We start from the raw sequence: 17,088 nt of genomic DNA, 5'->3' as shown, positions 1-17,088 counted from the left end.
CAAACCCCTCCCCGCACTCTCGAACCTCCTGGAATCCTGTGTACCTGCTGTGCGACAAGTGCTTGAATCAACTCTGACGCCGGGCATGGCCCGGGGGACGAGGGGCATTCCGTGACCGGGAACGCTCCTCACCCAGGTCGGCAGCACCGTTGATTCAAGGGGGAGAAGAGAACATGCAGCGCAACATCATGCGGACGTTGGCCGCGGGCGCGTTGAGCACGGTGGGACTGGTCGGGATCGGCGCGGCCACCGCGGGCGCCACCACGGCTGCTCCGCCCGTGACGACCGCGGCGGCAGGTGACTCCGCGGCACCGGCCGAGGTGGGCATCAATGCCGCCAAGTTCTATTTCTTCAAGGACGACAACCGGCACGGCGGTTATGCCTATGTCACGGGCTCCGACCGCGACCTGAGGAACAACCGCTGGCTGAGCGGACCGCACAAGGGCCGCACGATCGACAACGGCACCAGCTCGGTCAACAACACCACATCCCACTTCGTGGTGCTGAGTGATCACCCCGGCAGCTGCGTCGGGCCGCACTACTACTCCAATGCACACAGCTCGGACAACGACCTGTCGAACAACGGCTTCGACAACAAGGCCAGCTGCGTGACGTTCCGGTAGCAGCACCGTGTGAGGGGGCGGCCCGGAGACAGGCCGCCCCACCGCGCCGCAGTGCGTAGTGTGTAGTGCGTAGTGAGGTCACCATGCCCTTCCGTCATACCGCCGCCGTCCTGGCTCTGCTGGCCCTGGTCACCGGGTGTTCGTCCGGGGTAGTGCCCTCCCCGCCGCGCCACAGCCCGCGGCCCCCCGCAGCGCCGCCCGCCTCCGTAGAAGTACGCCGTCTGGTCCTGCCGTTCGACGCCTACGCGCTCTCCGGCCCCGATGTCCACACCATCGAATCGGCCGAAGACGTCCTGATCCGCGACTGCATGGGGGCCGAGGGGAAGGCGTGGAGGGCACTTCCCCGACCGAGCGCCGTCGACCCGGACCCGCCACAACGACGCCGTTACGGGGTCATCGAACCGGATGTCGCCCGCCGGTTCGGATACCACCTGCCGCCGGCACCGCCGGAAACGGCTCGGCGGGACGAGATCTGGCGGGCCCGGGAGAAGATGCCCCGCGCCGCGCAGCTCGCCGCTTACGGGAAGGACGGCGTCAGCGGGTGCTGGAAAAGGGCGCACGGCCACCTGCTGCGAGGCGTCCCGAAGGGCAGCACGGCGCAGTTCAACCGGCGTATCCGTGAGGAGTTCACGGCATCTCAGCAGCATCGTGCGGTGCGATCCGTCGTCCGTTCCTGGAGTGCCTGTATGCAGCGGAACGGATATCGCTATGCGGACCCACTCGCCGCCGCCGGCGATGACCGCTGGACGAAATCCCCCCGGCCTTCCTCTCAGGAGTTCGCCGTGGCACAGGCGGACGTGCAGTGCAAGCAGAAGACGCATCTCGTGTCTGTCTGGGGCACGGCGGAGACGCGAATGCAGCACGGTGTGGTGCGCAGCCACGCCGCGGAATTCCGGAAGCTTGCTGCCCAGAAAACCAGCTGGCTCAAGGCCGCCCGCCAGGTCATCCGTGGTGGCGCCTGAGGGGTGCCGCCGCGGGCGGGGCGGGCCGGCGCGGCCCGCTCTCGCGGCGGGCATCTCTTCCCCCGGCCGCCGGCGATCGAACTCGGCAGGGTGACGGATCACCCGTCCGGCCCTCCCGCGATGGCCCAGCCGGGTGTCCCGGTGTTCCATGAGCAACGGATGGAACCGGACCCACGGCGCTGGAGGCGGCGGCTTGTTCCCTGCCGTCCAGCCCCCACCAGTATCAGGGAGAGGCCCATGTACGAGATGCGCGCCGGCCCCTCAACGACCGGCAGCTCAGGAGAGGTGTGGCATGTCATGGCCAAGCACGACGCCCGTTCCACGCTGTGCGGCCGCAAGCTGGCTGTCCACGGCCCCAGGCCGTCGGACCAGGAGGATGACCCCACCGCACGCTACTGCTCGCCGTGCATGACCGCTTTCCGCGAGATTCTGGACATCAATGGCGCTCCGGCTCATGAACACAAGCCGGCCTGATCGTCCTGTCCGGGCCCGGGGAGGGCCGATCGTCCCTCCCCGGGCCCGAAGGGCAGGCGGGCCATGGCGCCCGGTTGCCCGGTCCCTCGTCAGCAGCTGACCGCTCAGCCCGGTCGGCGCTGCTCGCCCGGAACCGGGCCCGTATCTGGCGTGGACTGACGTCTTAGCCTGCTGTGGCGGGCTTGGCGGCCGGAAGAGGCGGCCTGCTGGGGTTGAAGCCTTCGGCGTTCTGGTAAACGTCGCGGTATATGGTCCGGGAGAGGGTCTCTATCGTTTCGATCCCGTAGTCCCACCCTTCGTTTGCGGGGTGTCCTTCGGGGACTCTGTTGTTTTCGGTGAGGATGACGAGTCCGGAGTCGTAGCCGTTTTCGGTGAGGACGGCTGCGCTGTTCACTTTCCAGTCGCCTTTGTCGAAGGAATCGACGTCGGGGTTCTGGCTGCGCTGCAGCCAGCCGTTCTTCACATGGATCATGGAGTCGAGGGGAGCGCCGGCGGTGGCTCCCCAGCGCTGGGTGCTCTGGACCTGGTGCATGAGCTGGAGTGCATAGGCGCGGGCCGTGCCCCCGAGGACCGAGTCGTCGTTGCCGGAGAAGATGCGCAGGAGCTTGGCCTGGTCGTCTGCGGTGATCTGGGTGAGGCCCCAGGAGCCTTCCTTGTCGAGGACGGTGTTGTTCATCCCGGCCTTGTCAAGGAATTCCTGGACCTTGGTGGGGTTCGGCTTCTTGGGGTCGGTCAGGTCGGACATTTGCTTCCACAGGGTGGTGGCGGAGTCGTTGTCCGATTCGGTGATCATCTTGCGTGCGAGTGCGTCTTCCGCCGCAGTGAGGGTGCCGCCCTTCTGGTACAGCAGGGCGGCGAGAATTATTGTCTTTGTCACGCTGGCCGAGTCGTACGTTTTGGCGGCGTCGGAGGTGCAGCGGGTTTTGGTGGGGCGGTCGTAGAAGGAGAGCGATGCCATGCTCTTCCGGCTTGCCAGTGCGTGGGCTATGTCGTCCGAGAGTTTCCTGGCGAGCTTTTGGTCCTTGGATGTGCAGTGCACCGTCGAGGTGACCGCCTTGGCTCGTTGCGGTGCCGCGGCGGAAGGTGTGGCCGCGGCGATGGTTCCGGCAACCGCTCCGGCTCCTATGGCCGCTGCGGTGACGGTGGAAACCCATCTCATGTGTGATCACTGTCCTTTGCGAGCGTCTGAACAATCGGCTTGAGAAATTCGGTCATCATGACGGGTCCGGTTGCCGGGAAGGGCACACAGGCAGTTGTTGTTGTGGAGCGGCTGATGTGGCATCAACTCCGTTAGCCGGCACACGATTTACTGCCGTCATGCGCCCAAATGGGCTGGCCGGTGGCCTGGCTTCACGCTCCCTTGCTCCGGCTGGTGCGAGGGAGCGTGCTGTCCCAACTGCCGGGTGAGAAGGGGGGCCACGTTCCCGACCATCGTGGTCGCGGTACACACCTCGATTCGTCCCTCTCGGGTCGGGCATGCGCCGCTGCCCAAGGGAAGAACCGCCGCGGCGGGTGTCGTCCGCACGGACTATGGCCGCTCTGCCCGAAGAGAGACCCGACTGCCTTGGCTCATGAGCTGTTGTGCTGTCCACGGGCTGTCGTCCAGGTCGTGTCGACTTCATCGTTGACACGGCCGTGTCGATGACTCCGGGTCGGGTCTCTCCGGGGCGGTCTCAGCCCCTCGGCCCGGCCTGGGACTCAGTTCATGAGTCCGGTCTCGTGCGCCAACAGCGCGGCCTGCACCCGGCTGCCGCAGCCCGTCTTCCCCAGGATCGACCCGACGTGGGTTTTGACCGTCCCCACGCCGATGCCGAGCCCCTTGCTGATCTCCAGGTTCGAGAGTCCCTCGCCCAGCATGACCAGCACCTCCCGCTCCCGGTCCGTCAGCCCCGCCACCCTTCGGTCCGGGACACCCGCGCCGCCGCCGCTCAGCATGCGCCGGATGACGGACCCGGTGACGCCCGGCGAGAGCACCGCATCCCCCGCGGCGGCGGCCCGTACCGCGCGGATCAGCTCCTGCGGCCCCTCGTCCTTGAGCAGGAAGCCGGTGGCGCCCGCACGCAGGGCGCGGGTGACGTTCTCCTCGTCGCCGAAGGTGGTGAGCATGACGACCTGCGGCGCGGGATCCAGGGCGGTGAGCGGTTCGATGGCCGAGATCCCGTCGAGTACGGGCATGCGGACGTCGAGGAGCACCACGTCCGGCCGGTGCTCGGTGGCGAGCCGGACGGCCTCGGCGCCGTTGGGCGCCTCGCCCACCACGTCGATACCGTCGGCGTGCCGGAGGATCAGCCCGATGGCGTGCCGGATCATCTCCTCGTCGTCGGCGAGCAGCACCCGGATCGCGGAACCCGGCCCGGAGCCCGCGGAGTTGGTCTGGTCAGTCATGCGTCGTGCTCCCACTGTGCGGTTCGGTCACAATTGGAACCCAGAAACGGTCGATGGCGATCAGAGTGTCGGACCGGAAGCAGTAGCGGTCGATCTCCAACTTCCTGCCCTTGGCCCTTCCACTCGCGTACGGATACATGCACTCTGTGGCGGCAGCCGGCCGTGGCGGCTCGCGCCCGGCGGCGGCCGCGCGCGACGCGTCGTCGTCCGCTGCCACGGCGCGCTCCACCTGCTCCCTCGTCATCCCCAGCCGGGGTCGTTCGGGGTTCTGATAAGCGAGGTCATAGCGTGAATGGGCCACCAGCAAGAGCCCGAAGAGCATCAACACGCCCACCCCCGCCAGGCCGAGCAGACCGATGACGGCGCCGGCAACCCGCCGCTGGAGGACGGAGAGTCTGCCGCCGGGCTCGTCGACGGCCACCGGTCCGTCGTCGTCCGGCGCCGCGTCCGCCGTCTCCGCGCCGGGCCCGGGATCGGCGGGGATGTCGGCCACCACGGCGAAGCCGCCACCGGGCGTCCGTGCGGCCTCCAGTCCGCCGCCGAGCAGCGCCACCCGCTCCCGCAACCCCGTCAGCCCGCGCCCGGAGCCGAGCCCGGTCACGGCAGCGGGCCGGGTGGGAGGAACGCCATTGTGCACCCGTACCGCCACCCGCTGGTCGGTGTGGCGGACCGCGACGGTCACATGGGCCCCGGCCGCGTACCGGTGCACGTTGGTGAGGCATTCGCGCACCACCCGGTGGAGCGCGCGCCGCACCCGGGCCGGCCGGGCGTCGAGATCGGGCCCCTCCCAGGAGAACTCGACGGGAACGCCGCCGCTGCGTGACTCCTCGACCAGCGCCTCGATGTCCGCGCGGGTGCCCGTCGCGTCGGTCAGCGCGCCGGTGCCGGTGTCGCCTCCCAGCGGGCCGAGGACTCCCAGCGCCTCCCGCAGCTCCTGCATCGCGTCGCGGGTGGCACGGCGCACCACAGCGGCCTCGTCCCGCAGTTCGGGCGCCGCCTTGTCCAGCGCCATCTCCAGCCCGCCCGCGTGCAGGGAGACCAGGCTCAGCCGGTGCCCGACCAGATCGTGCATCTCCGCGGCGATACGCGACCGTTCACGCATCCGCGACTCGCTGTGCGCCAGCCGCCGCGCCTCCTCGGCGGCGGCGGCGCGCTCCCGCAACGCCCGCAGCAGCCGGTCCTGCTGCCCTCCGGCGGTACCGACCAGCCCCGGCAGCACGACCGTGGTGACGGCGAACACCGCACCCAATGCAAGGCCGAAGAGCGCGTTGCCCACCTCCAGCTCGGGAGCGAACGCCGCGCAGGCCAGCATCGTCAGGACGGCCGCCCCGAGCAGCACCTCGATCCGCCGCCGCGGCGTCCTCATCTGCCGGGCCGCGGTATAGGCGGCCACCGCGGTCAGCAGTGCCACGGAGGGCGCCACCCCGATCAGCGCGGCCAGCCCGAGCACACAGGCCACCGGGAAGCGGCGCCGCACCAGCACCAGCGCGATGCCGACGGCTCCCAGGGCCGCCGGCCAGCCCAACAGCCTGGCGTCGATCGTCGACTCGCCCTCGTGGACGAGCAGCACCAGCGCGGTGGCCAGGAACGCCTCGCCCACCGCCCGCCACAGCAGCCACCGTCCTTGTTCCCCGGGCTCCGCAAAGAGGCTCTGGGCAGGGTGGTTCTCGGTCACGGGTGGGGTGCTGGACGACATGACGCCGATTATCGGGGGCCTCGCACGAGGTTTCCGTGCTCCTTGAGGGCGAGCCGCCTCTTACTAAAGGCAGAGGCCGTATCGAATGGGAGAAGTCCTGCCGACAGACGGAACGGGTATGGGCCGGAGGCGGCCCGGCGCGCCGGCAGAACCCTTCGGAGGACTGCCTCCGTATGGGGGTGGGGGATTTTCCACACGCTGTCCGGCTCCGTCAGCCGCGTCCGGTGAGCTTCTGTCCGACGCCGAGTTGACGCAGGTGGGCGAGGACCTGGGGGTCCTGGGCGTCGAGCCAGTCGCAGAGCTGGCGGAAGGAGACCATGCGGACGTCCTTGTGCTTCTCGTCGGCGATGTGCTTGATCGCTTCCTCGACGGCGTCCATGTAGATGCCGCCGTTCCACTGCTCGAAGTGGTTGCCGATGAACAAGGGGGCCCGGTTCGTCTCGTACGCGCGCTGGAAGCCGGCGATGTAGGCGTCGGTGGCCTGCTTGCGCCAGCGCGGGTAGTTGGCCGGCGGGCCCTTGGTGGAGTTCTGGGACTGGTTGTACATCAGGTTGTAGTCCATCGAGAGGACACCGGCGGGGAGGCTGCCGAACGGTATGGACTGGAGCGGGAAGTCCCATATGCCGTGCTTCTTGGTGGGCCAGACCTGGAGGCCGCCGGGGGAGCTGGCGTCGTATCGCCAGCCGCGCTTCCGTGCCGTCGGCAGCAGGTTTTCCTGGCCCAGCAGGCAGGGGGTGCGGGCGCCGACGAGTTCCTTGCTGTAGTCGAAGGGCAGCGGGTCGATGTCGGTGAAGCCGGTGTTGGTACGCCACTTGGTGACGAAGTCCATGGCCTGCTGGATCTCGGAGTCCCACTGGGCGGGGGTCCAGTGGGCGACCGAGCCGCTGCCGGTGCCGCAGAAGTGGCCGTTGAAGTGCGTGCCTATCTCGTGGCCCTCCAGCCACGCCGCGCGCAGGTTCTTCAGGGTCAACTTGATGTGGTCATCGTCGAGGAGCTCGATGTCGGAGGCGCCGACGGGGTTGTTCGGCGGCCGGTACAGCCGCCGCTTCGACTCGGGCAGCAGGTACAGCCCGGAGAGGAAGAAGGTCATCGAGGCGTTGTGGTCGCGGGCGAGCTTGCGGAACCGCGGGAAGAGGCCATTGCCCACCTCGGCCGCGCCGTCCCAGGAGAAGACCACGAACTGGGGCGGCTTCTGGCCCGGCGTCAGCCGCTCCGGCTTGGGCGGCTGCTTCGGCTGCTTGCCGGTGTAGACGGTCGAGCCGTCGCCGATCGGCTTGGCCTGCGGCGTCTTGCCGGGCTTGGTTCCGACCTTGCCGGATCCGGATTCCGGCGAATCCGAGGACGAGCAGCCGGCGACGGACAACGCCGCCGCCGCTCCTGCCCCGAGTCCGAGCATTCCCCGCCGACTGATTGCACGCATTACGGTCCTCATCGCATTTTTTCGCCCTGAAGTGCCCTACTGGACGCCCAGAGAGAGGAGCTGGTGGACGCCGGGGTTCCGTTACGGCAGCGAAACTCAAAAGGTGGACGGAGTGGCAACGGAGGGTTGTTGAACGGTCACCGATGAGGCGGGGGTGGCGCCGGTGCAGGCGGCCTGGAGGGCGCAGGCACGGCGGCGAACGGACCGGAGAAGGCCGTAAGCCGCAGGCAGGCGGTTTCCCGTTCGCCCGTGACATCGACGGCCGCGCCCAGTGCGGTCAGCGCGAGTGCGACGGCGTACCGCCGCGGTGCGCCGTCAGCCGGTGTCCCGCCCCCTCGCGGTCCGCCCCACCGTCAGGGCCAGCCGGCGCACCCTGCGCCAGTTCATCGGCGGCTTGCCGCGCGGCGTGCCCGGACGGTGGCTGGGCAGCCGTACGCGCAGAGCACCCGGTTCGATCCAGCAGCGTACGGGGGTGGGCACGGTGAGGGCCTCGCCGTCGACACCGGCCGGGATGACGGGGGCGTCGGCGTCGACGATCACCTCCTGGACGGCGAACGAGGTCAGCCCCGGCCCATGGCTGCCGCGCAGCATCGAGGCCGCCTGGACCGCGTTGTCGACCGTGACCCCGAGCACTCCCAGGACGCCGGAGTCCAGCCGTTCCCGGCGCCCCAGTCCCGCGGGATCTCCCATCCGGTACGGGTTGTTGCTCACCAGGACGGCTTGGGGCCCGTCGACGGTCACGTCGCCAGCACGCACCGTCAGGCGCGGGCCGCTGTGGTGGGTCAGCAGATCCGGCAACATCTGAAGGGTGGTACGGGCCTTGTCGTCGCGGTAGGCCGGGCTCTGTACCACGGTCGCGTACGCGCCGAACGAGGCGTTGTTGACGAAGACGCGCCCCCGGCCCTCTGCCGTAGGCCGCCCCACGTCCATGAAGCCCAGGTCGACGCGGAGCTCGACACCGTCGGTGAGCGCCTCAAGGCAGGCCGAGGGATCCTCACGATCGAGGCCGAGGTCCATGGCGAAATGGTTGCGGGTCCCGGCACAGATGACGACGAACGGAACACCGCGCGCCGCCGCCACGCTCGCGACCAGCGCCTGCGTACCGTCGCCGCCTGCGACACCGAGCAGGTCGGCGCCGTCGTCGACGGCCCGCCTCGCCAGCTCCGCCACGTCCTGCGGCTGTGCGGGATCCAGCTCGACGACCTCGGCGCCGAGAGCCCTGGCCCGTTCCGCCAGGTGGAATCTGCCGACCTTACCGCCGCCCGAGTGCGGGTTCATGATGAGGAAGGGGCGACTCGGAGGAGCGACCGGGTGTTCCGGTGGGCGCGCCGGGCCGGTGCTCTGCGCCAGTGCTGTTCTGCCTGTGAAGACGGCAAGCGTCCACAGGGCGAGTGAGACGAGCACTACCCACAGCAGCCCGGCCACCGCATAGAGCACCAGGACGACGACCGGTGTGGCGGTCGCCAGTATGAAGGCGAGCACCCTGATAGCGCCTGTGTGCGCGAGCACCCACCACAGACCGGCCGCCGTGGCGGCCAGCCCGGCCAGCCCCACGCCCACCAGCACGAAGCTCCGAAGCCCGGCGAACACCAGCAGGACCAGCAGCGCCGCCGTTCCCGCCGCCAGTGCCAGACGTGCGGCCCAACGCCTGTCCACCCGCATACGCCTCCCGCCGGTTCCGCGACCTCCCTCTTTCCATTGCACAGGCGCAGGCGACGAGGCGCATCACCTGGCGCGAGCGGCGCCTCCCCTGGCAGGTCGGTGAGGTCGGGCCCGGGGGACCCTCACCTACCCGAGCGGGACCAGCTGTCTGACGGTGACCGTCCGCCTCCGGGACGGCGGAAAGGTGGGTGCGCACGCCAGAGGTGGGTGCGCACGCCAGCTTGTTCCAGGTGCCGGGGGAGTACCGGTCGGATCGGATCCTCGCTGCGGTCAAGCAGCGGATCGGGGCGCGAGAGGACGCGCGGGTGACGGGGCGGTCAGCAGCCGGGCGGCACCGACCTGGTGCAGATGGACGACGATGTCGTGCGACCGAGCGAGCGCGATCTGGCACTCCGTCCCGGGCCAGGGGTACGCCGTGCCGATGCTCCTGGTGGTACGTGCCGTGGCCAGCCAGGCGCGGGCCGCGGGCGGGGCGGTTCGCAGGTCGAGGACGTAGTCGCGGTAGCGCACGCGGTCCAGGGTGTACTCATTGCTGCCGGGTTTCGCGGGACCCACGGTGTGGGCCCGGACCCGCCCGTCGGCTCCGGTGGCGTTGAACGAGCCACGGTCGAAGGTCATGCTGATACTCACATAGCGCTTGCCCAACTTGTCGCGCAGAAAGCTCCCTTGCACCTTGGGGTAGTGCTTCGGGTCGTAGGTCCGCAGGGCGACATGCGCATCATGAGCCGACAGCACCATCTTGTCCCCGGTGTGCCTCTGCCACCAGGCCACGTTGTCCGCCATGACCGCATCGCGGTAGCGCATGCCCGCCGCGCTCTGCCGCGGGTCGTCGAAGTCAAAGGCGTACCCCCGGGCCGTCTGGTCGATGGCGGTGGCGTGCTGGACGGCCCAGGCGTACGCCTCCCCAGCGGTCCCCGCGCCGGGCCGCTGCCGTTTGAGCAGCTCCAGCGCGCGCCCGGTCCTGTTGGATATCTCCTGCCGTTCGGCCAGCGGCCGTTTCAGATAGCCGTTCACATGGGCCTCGACGGTGGTCGTGGGCCGCAGGCCGCGGTAGAGCGCGGCGAAGCGCGGCAGCAGCGCCGGGTGGGCCTTGGCCACATAGCCCGTCACCTGGTCATAGAGCTCCGCGCCGGCGTACCCGAAGTCATCGCCCATGAACTGGACCGGATCGTGCGGATGCCGACTGTTGTAACTGCGCATCCATGTCAGCAGGTTCAGGTAGTCGCTGTTGTTCCACCAGGAGTAGTTGCTCTGGAACTCCTCGCGCATGATCCGCCGGAGATCGCCCTTGCCGTGCAGCACATAGTCGTTGAGCCGCAGTCCGGTGCTCCAGCTTCCTTCCAGGGCGAAGCTGCGGAACCCCTTCTCGTCGACGAGGTAGCGGAAGACCCGGTGCTTCATGGCGAAGAATTCGTGCGAACTGTGGGTGGCCTCGCCCAGACCCACCACCCGGGCGTCCTTCACCATGCGGCCGACCGGGCGCAGATCGTCCAGATTCCCCTGGGGCTCGGTGGTGCGCAGCGGGTACGCCGCGCGTTCCAGGGCGGGCACCGGCGACTGTGCCGCGGACGGGGGCGCGGCGGCGGCGACCGTGCCGAGCGACAGGAGCAAGGCGAGGAGGGCTGACCTGTGTTGTCTCATTCCCCCAGGCTTCCTGCCGGGAGGAACGGCGACCATGCGCCCCACCCCCCAATTGTGGGTGGGGTTGCCCCCACCGCCCCGGCCATCGCGCCGCCGGCTGCTCCTGAGCCGCGTGAACGCGAACGGCACGCTGGCGGCGCCCAGGGGAACTCCTTGTGCCCGACGACGTGGCAGGGCCGGCGAATTCGGCTACCAGGACGACCGCGACGAACTCGCTCTGCACGATGCGATCACGGGCGAACAGGTCGCGTTGTTCGATCTGGAGGAGCTCGCCGTCGACCCCGACTACGACGAGTTCGACGATGCCTGCGTCCTCGATTCGGAGCATGTGCTGGTCACGGGCAAGGTGCGCCCGCAGGGCCGTTCCCCAGAGGTCCGCCATTGGCTGTTCGCGGCGGTGACGCTCCAACCACTCGGCCGGCTGCGATACCCAGGATCGGTCAGCGACGAGGTGACCCCGCTCGGCGACGGCACGGACCCTAGGTGTCGTCCGCGTCGTCGTCGGGCACCCAGCGCAGCACGTCCCCGGGCTGGCAGTCGAGTGTGCGGCAGATCGCGTCAAGTGTCGTGAACCGCACCGCCTTCGCGCGACCGTTCTTCAGCACCGCGATATTGGCGGGCGTGATGCCGACGGCATCGGCGAACTCGCCGACGGACAAGTTGCGTTGGGCGAGCTGGAGGTCGAGGTCGACGATGATCGCCATCAGACCACCTCGGCGATCTCGGTCTGCAGATCCGTCGCCTTGTGCAGGAGGCTTCGCATGATGACGATGAGCATCGCGAACGACACCCCCACGCCGACGCTCGCGGTCGCGGCGGCCAGCGCGCCGATGACCTCCATGCCGTCGTCGGGAGAGGGGATGTCGCTCAGGGCCAGATGCCCGGTGACCCCGATCGCCAGCAGCGTTGCCACGATCGAGGACCCGATGATGGTGTCGACCCACCGGAAGGCCCGCGGCGTGAAGATCGCATCGCGCTGGACCATGGTGAGCAGCATCCACACGGCGACGAGCGCAACTTGGACGCAGGCGATACCGGCGATTGCCACCGTCACATAGGGCGCGGCGAACGGGGCGTAAGGAGGGAAGTGGTCGACTTCGTCGGCTGCCGTCGTCGGGATCACCACGATCTGACCGAAGAGGCCGAACAAGATTACTGCGACGATGCCGGCCCGCAGGGCGGCGATGAAGAAACGGTGCATGTATCGATTGTCGATTGATTTCGATCGAAAATCAATCGACTTCACTCGGCTGTCGACGGCCTGGCGAGCTCGGGTCGGAGCCGCGGACACCTGTGACCTGTCACCGCAGCGCCGGTGCGTCGGGTTCGCCGTCCTCGCCTCTGTGGGCGGTCTCCGTCGTTCAGGAAGCGAGTGTGACCTCGACCAGCTGAGGCCAGCTGGTCCGCGTTCCCTCCCGAGTCGCCTCGGCGAACCGCGCGTCGCCGAGATGGCGCCGCGCGGTCTGCTCGATCCGGGCCACGTCCGGGTGGGAGTGGTCCCGCAGTCCGCGCACGCCCGCGCTCGCCGCGAGCAGTCGCGCGGCCTGCTCGTACTCGTCGCGGCGCAGTGCCAGGTCCGCTACCCCGACGAGCACCTGCGCGATCAGCGGCGCATATCCCGACTCGGACGCCACCTCGCAGGCCGCCGCGCGGTGCGCCCGGGCCTCGCCGAGGTCGTCGGTGAGGTAGCCGAGCAGGTCGTGCGTCACCGCGCGGATGTTCACCTGCTTCGCTTCGTCGCCCAATATGGCTGTCGCGACGCCGAGTTGCTGGAGCGCCTCGTCGGTGTTGCCGCTCCACCGGGCGAGTTCCGCCTTCGAGAGGGCCAGCTCGGCGAGCGCGCTCGGCCAGGTGACCCGCTCCGCGCACCGCTGCGCCTCGGCGAGGGCGGCCGCGCCGGCGCCCTCGTCACCCAGCAGCCAGTACAGCTGCGCCTGACGCGACCGCATCCGGATGACGTCCTCGGTGGCACCGACCTCGGTGACGACCGCGATCGCCTGCTCGTAGTGCTCGCACGCGGTGGCGAACTCGCCGCGCACGGCGATCCGGTCCGCCAGCTCGGTCAGGGCGAACGAGATCCCGAACCGCTCGCCGAGCGCCCGGAACTCGGCGAGCGCCAGCTCCAGGTGCGTGTCCGCGTCCCGCCCGTCCCGGCCGCGCACGATCCGCATCTTGCCCAGGTGCAGCCGGGCCAGGGCGCGCACCCAGGGGTCCTCGTCGTCGAGCAGCGGTTCGAACGCGGGAACGAATGCGTCGGGCGCCTGCAGTATGCGTTCCAGCGCGTCGACGAGCCCCAGCAGCGGGGAGCGGCGCCGGCTGCGCCGACTGAACCGGTACGCCTCGCGGATCCATGTCTCCGCATCGTGCTCGTCGCCCCGCCCGGAGCTCATGAACAGCACGACCAGCCCGTACACCATGGCCCGGACCTCGTCGGTCGCCTCGCCGGGCATCCTGGCGGCCGCGGTGATCAGCTCCATGCCCTCGGTCCGGTGCCCGCCGAGCCACCAGTACCAGCCCGCGCCCGCGGCGAGCCGCATCGCCGCCTGTGCCTCGCCCGCCGCGAGCGCGCCGCGCGTCGCCGAACCGATGTTGTCGTGCTCGGCCTCGAGTGTGGCCAGCCACTCCAACTGCTCGGCGCGCCGCAGGTGCGGGTCCGCGGTCTCGGTGAGCTCGGTGAAGTAGGCCAGGTGCGCGTGGCGCGCCAGGTCCGATTCCCCCGCCTCCGCGAGCCGGTGGCCGGCGTACTCCTTGATCGTGCCGATCATGCGGTAGCGCGGGGCACCGGCGCCCTCGGCGAGCAGCAGCGACTTCTCGGTCAGCGCGGTGAGCAGTTCGAGCACCTGCTCCTGCGCGACCGCGTCGCCGGCGCAGACCCGTTCGGCCGCTTCCAGGCTCGCCCCGCCGGAGAACACCGAGAGCTTGCGCAGGACCGTCCGCTCGGCGTCGGTGAGCAGCTCCCAGCTCCAGTCGACCGCCGCGCGCAGTGTCCTGTGCCGCGGCAGTGCGGTCCGGCTGCCGCCGGTCAGCAGGCGGAACCGGTCGTCGAGCCGGTTGGCGAGCTGGTCGAGGGACATGGTGCGCAACCGGGCCGCGGCCAGTTCGATCGCCAGCGGCATCCCGTCCAGCGCCCGGCAGACGCGCACCATCGTCGCCAGCGTGTGGCCGTCGACCGCGAGATCCCGGCGCACCGCCCCGGCCCGGTCCCGCAGCAGCCGCACGGCGGGTGAGGACTCGATCTCGCCCGGGCCGGCGTCCCCCTCCGGCAGGGCCAGCGGCTCGACCGGCCACAGCGCCTCCCCGGTGATGCCGAGCGGTTCCCGGCTCGTCGCCAGGATCCGCAGCCGCCGGCACTCCCCGAGCATCCGGTGGGCGAACACCGCCGCGGCCTCGATCACGTGCTCGCAGTTGTCCAGGATCAGCAGCGCCTCCCGCTCGCGGACCGCGGCGATGAGCCGGTCCGTCAGCTCCGTGTTCGGGGTCCCGCCGAGCAGGGCGTCCCGGAGGCCGAGCCCGGCGAGCGTCGACTGCGCCACGTCGCCGTCCGCGCCGATGGCGGCGAGCTCCACCAGCCAGGCCCCGTCCGGCAGGTCGCCGAGCAGCGTGCGCGCGGTCTCCGTGGCCAGCCTCGTCTTCCCCGAGCCGCCCGGCCCGATCACGGTGGTGAGCCGGTGCTCGGTGATGAGCTCGCGGACCGCGGCCACTTCGGTGCCCCTGCCGACGAAGGTGGTCAGCTCGGCGCGGAGGTTGGTCTTGCGGCTCTCCTCCCGCCGCCCCAGTTCGCCCCGCAGCAGCGCGAGGTGCAACGCGGCCAGCTCCGGCGAGGGGTCGACGCCCAGCGCGTCGGCCAGGGTCTCCCTCGCGCGCTCGTACACCAGCAGCGCCTCGCTGCCGCGACCGGCCGCGCCGAGGGCGCGCATCAGCGCGGCGACGAGCCGTTCCCGCATCGGGTGCGCGGCCACCAGGTCGGTCAGCTCCGTGACCATCTCCGCACCGCGTCCGAGGGCGACCTCCGCGTCGACCCGCTCCTCCGTGGCGGTCAGCCGCAACCCCTCAAGCCGGCTGACCGCGGCGTCGAATGCGGCGCTGTCCTGCAGACCGACGTCCTGCATGGCCGCACCGCGCCACAGCTCAAGGGCCTCGCGCAGCAGCCGCACCCGCCGGGAACCGTGCTCGGTGCAGGCCTGGCCCGCGATGACGAGACGTTCAAACCGTACGGCGTCGACGGCGTCGGGCTCCACCGTCAACCGGTAGCCGTCCGGCTGCCTCTCGACCACCCCGTCCGGCAGTGCCTTCCGCAGCCGGGAAACCAAGCGCTGCAGGGCGTTCGTCGCCTCGGCGGGCGGGTGCTCCCCCCAGATCCAGTCGACGAGCGATGCCTTCGGGACCACATGACCCGGCTTGAGCGCGAGGGCGATCAGCAGCCCGCGCAGCCGCGCGCCCGGCACGTCGGCCACGCTGCCGTCGTCCGTGCGCATCTCGAACGGACCCAGCATCCCGATCTGCACCCGCTGATTTTGCCATGGGCGTTCGGCAGGCATCCAATTGTTGGCGCGCTGCGGGATGTTGTCGTGGCAACGGCCCCGGTGCAGGCGCGCCGGGGCTGCACGCTTCCCGCTGAGGGGCCGCACGTCTTCCTCGGGTCCGCCCCTCCACGCGTGGTGACCAGGGCGTGAAGTTTTGACCAGGGCATGTCCTGTGGAACGGCGTTGGGGCCGCGCCGCTGACCGGAATGATCCACAAGACAGGGCCCCAAAGGCGCTTCCTACATGGGCGATGCGCTCGGCCGACGGCTTTACCGGGCCGTTTCCGTCCAGGTGACCGGCAGTTCGTGGACGCCGTAGATGTTCATGTCGGTCCTGAGTTTCACCTCCCCGGCGGGGACGGCGAGCTTGAGGGTCGGGAAGCGACGCAGCAGCCCGTCGAACCCGGCGCGCATCTCGATACGGGCCAGTTGCTGGCCGAGGCATTGATGAATGCCGTGGCCGAAGGACAGGTGGCCGCGGGCCTTGCGGTGGATGTCCAGGGTGTCGGGGTTGTCGAAGCGCTGGGGATCGTGGTTGGCGGCCAGCAGCGAGACAACGACAGTCGATCCCTTGCCGATGGTTTCACCGCCGAGTTCGATGTCCTCCGAGGCGTAGCGATAGAAGGTGTCGGCAATGGTCAGGTAGCGCAGGAGTTCCTCGACGGCGCCGGGCATCAGGTCGGGGTTGGCACGCAGTTCGGCCAGCTGCTCGGGGTGCTCCAGGAGCGCAAAGGTGCCCAGTGCCAGCATGTTGGCGGTGGTCTCGTGGCCCGCGAGCAGCAGCAGGAAGGCGATGCCGGTCAGTTCCTCGATGGTGAGGTCGTCATGGCGGGCCAGGTCGGACAGTATGTCTTCGCCCGGGGTGGCGCGTTTGCGTGTGACCAGCTCGGACAGGTACGTGGTCATGGCGCCGTACGCGGCCATCTTCTCGTCGAAGGACACGTCCTTGACCATGAACCTGGCCGAGTTGACCTGGAAGGTCTCCCGGTCCGCGTAGGGGACACCGAGCATCTCGCAGATCACCAGCGAGGGCACCGGCAGCGCGAACTCCTGCACCAGGTCGACCGCCGGGGTCAGGCGCGCCAGCTCGTCCAGCTGCCGCTCGACGATGGCGATGATCTGCTCTTCGAGCAGTTTCATGCGTTTGACGGTGAATGCGCCGGTGAGCATGCGCCGCAGCCGGGTGTGGTCCGGCGGGTCCATGGCGACGAACAAGCCCGGTACCTGCGGGGACGGTTCGGTGGCGGCGGGCATGCCGGGAGTCTCGTACGGCACGTGGAGCACGCCGATGTCCTGGCGGGAGCTGAACCGGGTGTCGGCCATGAGCTGGCGGACCGCGTCGTAGCCGGTGACGATCCAGCCCTCGTGACCGTCGGGGAAAACCATGGGACTGACGGGGCGAGCTTCGCGCAGCCGGGTGAGTTGGCGGGGCGGGTCGAAAGGGCTCGCATCGCGCTCCATGGGCAGGCCGTGCGGGACGGGAACCGTTTGACTCATCGGACTTCCTTTCGTGGCGGTTGTTGCGCCACAGTCGCCGATGGACCTGACATACGACTGACACGGCTCTGACACCGGCCATGCCGGAGACATGGTCGGCCAGCGCGTGTTCTGCAGGTGCCCGTGGGTGTCTGGGGGGGGAATGGTGCCGGGGTCGGTGGGGCCGGTTGATGCTGAAGCCGTGAAGGTTTGGGCCGGTCCCGGGG

Annotated in this window: 13 protein-coding genes; 3 read left to right on the top strand and 10 right to left on the bottom strand. The window is 69.8% G+C overall.

All coding sequences use genetic code 11. The features are described from left to right. Positions 1 to 173: 173 nt before the first annotated feature. The 3 genes from AB0C46_RS35085 (at position 174) to AB0C46_RS35075 (ending at position 2,059) form a co-directional block, all read left to right on the top strand. Positions 174 to 623 (top strand): hypothetical protein, encoded by a 450-nt coding sequence (locus AB0C46_RS35085; protein ID WP_362832959.1) that lies wholly within the window; start codon positions 174 to 176, stop codon positions 621 to 623. An 83-nt stretch (positions 624 to 706) separates the two neighbouring features. Next, positions 707 to 1,585: a hypothetical protein gene (locus AB0C46_RS35080; RefSeq protein ID WP_362832957.1), complete on the top strand. Its 879-nt coding sequence runs from the start codon at positions 707 to 709 to the stop codon at positions 1,583 to 1,585. Positions 1,586 to 1,822: 237 nt separating this feature from the next. Next, the gene (locus AB0C46_RS35075; RefSeq protein ID WP_362832955.1) at positions 1,823 to 2,059 is read left to right on the top strand and encodes a hypothetical protein; all 237 of its coding nucleotides are present in this window, start codon (positions 1,823 to 1,825) and stop codon (positions 2,057 to 2,059) included. 163 nt (positions 2,060 to 2,222) lie between these two features. On the opposite strand, the gene AB0C46_RS35070 is transcribed toward AB0C46_RS35075, so the two are convergent. From AB0C46_RS35070 to AB0C46_RS35025, 10 genes are all read right to left on the bottom strand, one after another. Next, a complete protein-coding gene (locus AB0C46_RS35070) occupies positions 2,223 to 3,218 on the bottom strand; it encodes a serine hydrolase (RefSeq protein WP_362832953.1) in 996 nt (331 codons plus the stop codon). Between the two features lie 539 nt (positions 3,219 to 3,757). Then, positions 3,758 to 4,444, bottom strand: a complete 687-nt coding sequence (locus AB0C46_RS35065) for a response regulator transcription factor (protein ID WP_362832951.1) — start codon at positions 4,442 to 4,444, stop codon at positions 3,758 to 3,760. Beyond that, complete coding sequence (locus AB0C46_RS35060; RefSeq protein ID WP_362832949.1) at positions 4,437 to 6,140, bottom strand: histidine kinase; 1,704 nt, start codon at positions 6,138 to 6,140, stop codon at positions 4,437 to 4,439. Before AB0C46_RS35060 ends, AB0C46_RS35065 begins: the two co-directional genes overlap by 8 nt. 211 nt (positions 6,141 to 6,351) lie before the next feature. Then, complete coding sequence (locus AB0C46_RS35055; protein WP_362832947.1) at positions 6,352 to 7,560, bottom strand: hypothetical protein; 1,209 nt, start codon at positions 7,558 to 7,560, stop codon at positions 6,352 to 6,354. A gap of 315 nt (positions 7,561 to 7,875) precedes the next feature. Continuing rightward, a complete protein-coding gene (locus tag AB0C46_RS35050) occupies positions 7,876 to 9,216 on the bottom strand; it encodes a diacylglycerol kinase family protein (protein ID WP_362832945.1) in 1,341 nt (446 codons plus the stop codon). 276 nt (positions 9,217 to 9,492) lie between these two features. Further along, positions 9,493 to 10,863, bottom strand: coding sequence for an erythromycin esterase family protein (locus tag AB0C46_RS35045; RefSeq protein ID WP_362832943.1), 1,371 nt, complete (start codon positions 10,861 to 10,863; stop codon positions 9,493 to 9,495). A gap of 479 nt (positions 10,864 to 11,342) precedes the next feature. Beyond that, on the bottom strand, positions 11,343 to 11,567 hold the full coding sequence (locus AB0C46_RS35040; protein WP_362832941.1) for a helix-turn-helix transcriptional regulator: 225 nt from the start codon (positions 11,565 to 11,567) through the stop codon (positions 11,343 to 11,345). Continuing rightward, a complete protein-coding gene (locus AB0C46_RS35035) occupies positions 11,567 to 12,064 on the bottom strand; it encodes a DUF2975 domain-containing protein (protein WP_362832939.1) in 498 nt (165 codons plus the stop codon). The genes AB0C46_RS35040 and AB0C46_RS35035 overlap by 1 nt, the downstream gene beginning before the upstream one ends. Before the next feature lie 160 nt (positions 12,065 to 12,224). Continuing rightward, positions 12,225 to 15,368 (bottom strand): BTAD domain-containing putative transcriptional regulator, encoded by a 3,144-nt coding sequence (locus AB0C46_RS35030; protein ID WP_362832937.1) that lies wholly within the window; start codon positions 15,366 to 15,368, stop codon positions 12,225 to 12,227. A gap of 287 nt (positions 15,369 to 15,655) precedes the next feature. Further along, entirely contained in the window at positions 15,656 to 16,882 is a 1,227-nt protein-coding gene (locus AB0C46_RS35025; RefSeq protein ID WP_362832935.1) for a cytochrome P450, read from the bottom strand. Between the last annotated feature and the right edge of the window lie 206 nt (positions 16,883 to 17,088).

This window comes from Streptomyces sp. NPDC048637 (assembly GCF_040650675.1).
Lineage (GTDB): Bacteria > Actinomycetota > Actinomycetes > Streptomycetales > Streptomycetaceae > Streptomyces.
The sequence above is the reverse complement of the archived record's forward strand: the minus strand, read 5'-3'. Positions and strand labels throughout refer to the sequence as shown.

What these genes read in the sequence shown, in the direction of transcription:
- AB0C46_RS35085 (WP_362832959.1), top strand. Translation starts at nt 174, where the DNA reads ATGCAGCGCAACATCATGCGGACGTTGGCCGCGGGCGCGTTGAGCACG.
- AB0C46_RS35080 (WP_362832957.1), top strand. Translation starts at nt 707, where the DNA reads ATGCCCTTCCGTCATACCGCCGCCGTCCTGGCTCTGCTGGCCCTGGTC.
- AB0C46_RS35075 (WP_362832955.1), top strand. Translation starts at nt 1,823, where the DNA reads ATGTACGAGATGCGCGCCGGCCCCTCAACGACCGGCAGCTCAGGAGAG.
- AB0C46_RS35070 (WP_362832953.1), bottom strand. Translation starts at nt 3,218, where the DNA reads ATGAGATGGGTTTCCACCGTCACCGCAGCGGCCATAGGAGCCGGAGCG.
- AB0C46_RS35065 (WP_362832951.1), bottom strand. Translation starts at nt 4,444, where the DNA reads ATGACTGACCAGACCAACTCCGCGGGCTCCGGGCCGGGTTCCGCGATC.
- AB0C46_RS35060 (WP_362832949.1), bottom strand. Translation starts at nt 6,140, where the DNA reads ATGTCGTCCAGCACCCCACCCGTGACCGAGAACCACCCTGCCCAGAGC.
- AB0C46_RS35055 (WP_362832947.1), bottom strand. Translation starts at nt 7,560, where the DNA reads ATGCGTGCAATCAGTCGGCGGGGAATGCTCGGACTCGGGGCAGGAGCG.
- AB0C46_RS35045 (WP_362832943.1), bottom strand. Translation starts at nt 10,863, where the DNA reads ATGAGACAACACAGGTCAGCCCTCCTCGCCTTGCTCCTGTCGCTCGGC.
- AB0C46_RS35040 (WP_362832941.1), bottom strand. Translation starts at nt 11,567, where the DNA reads ATGGCGATCATCGTCGACCTCGACCTCCAGCTCGCCCAACGCAACTTG.
- AB0C46_RS35035 (WP_362832939.1), bottom strand. Translation starts at nt 12,064, where the DNA reads ATGCACCGTTTCTTCATCGCCGCCCTGCGGGCCGGCATCGTCGCAGTA.
- AB0C46_RS35025 (WP_362832935.1), bottom strand. Translation starts at nt 16,882, where the DNA reads ATGAGTCAAACGGTTCCCGTCCCGCACGGCCTGCCCATGGAGCGCGAT.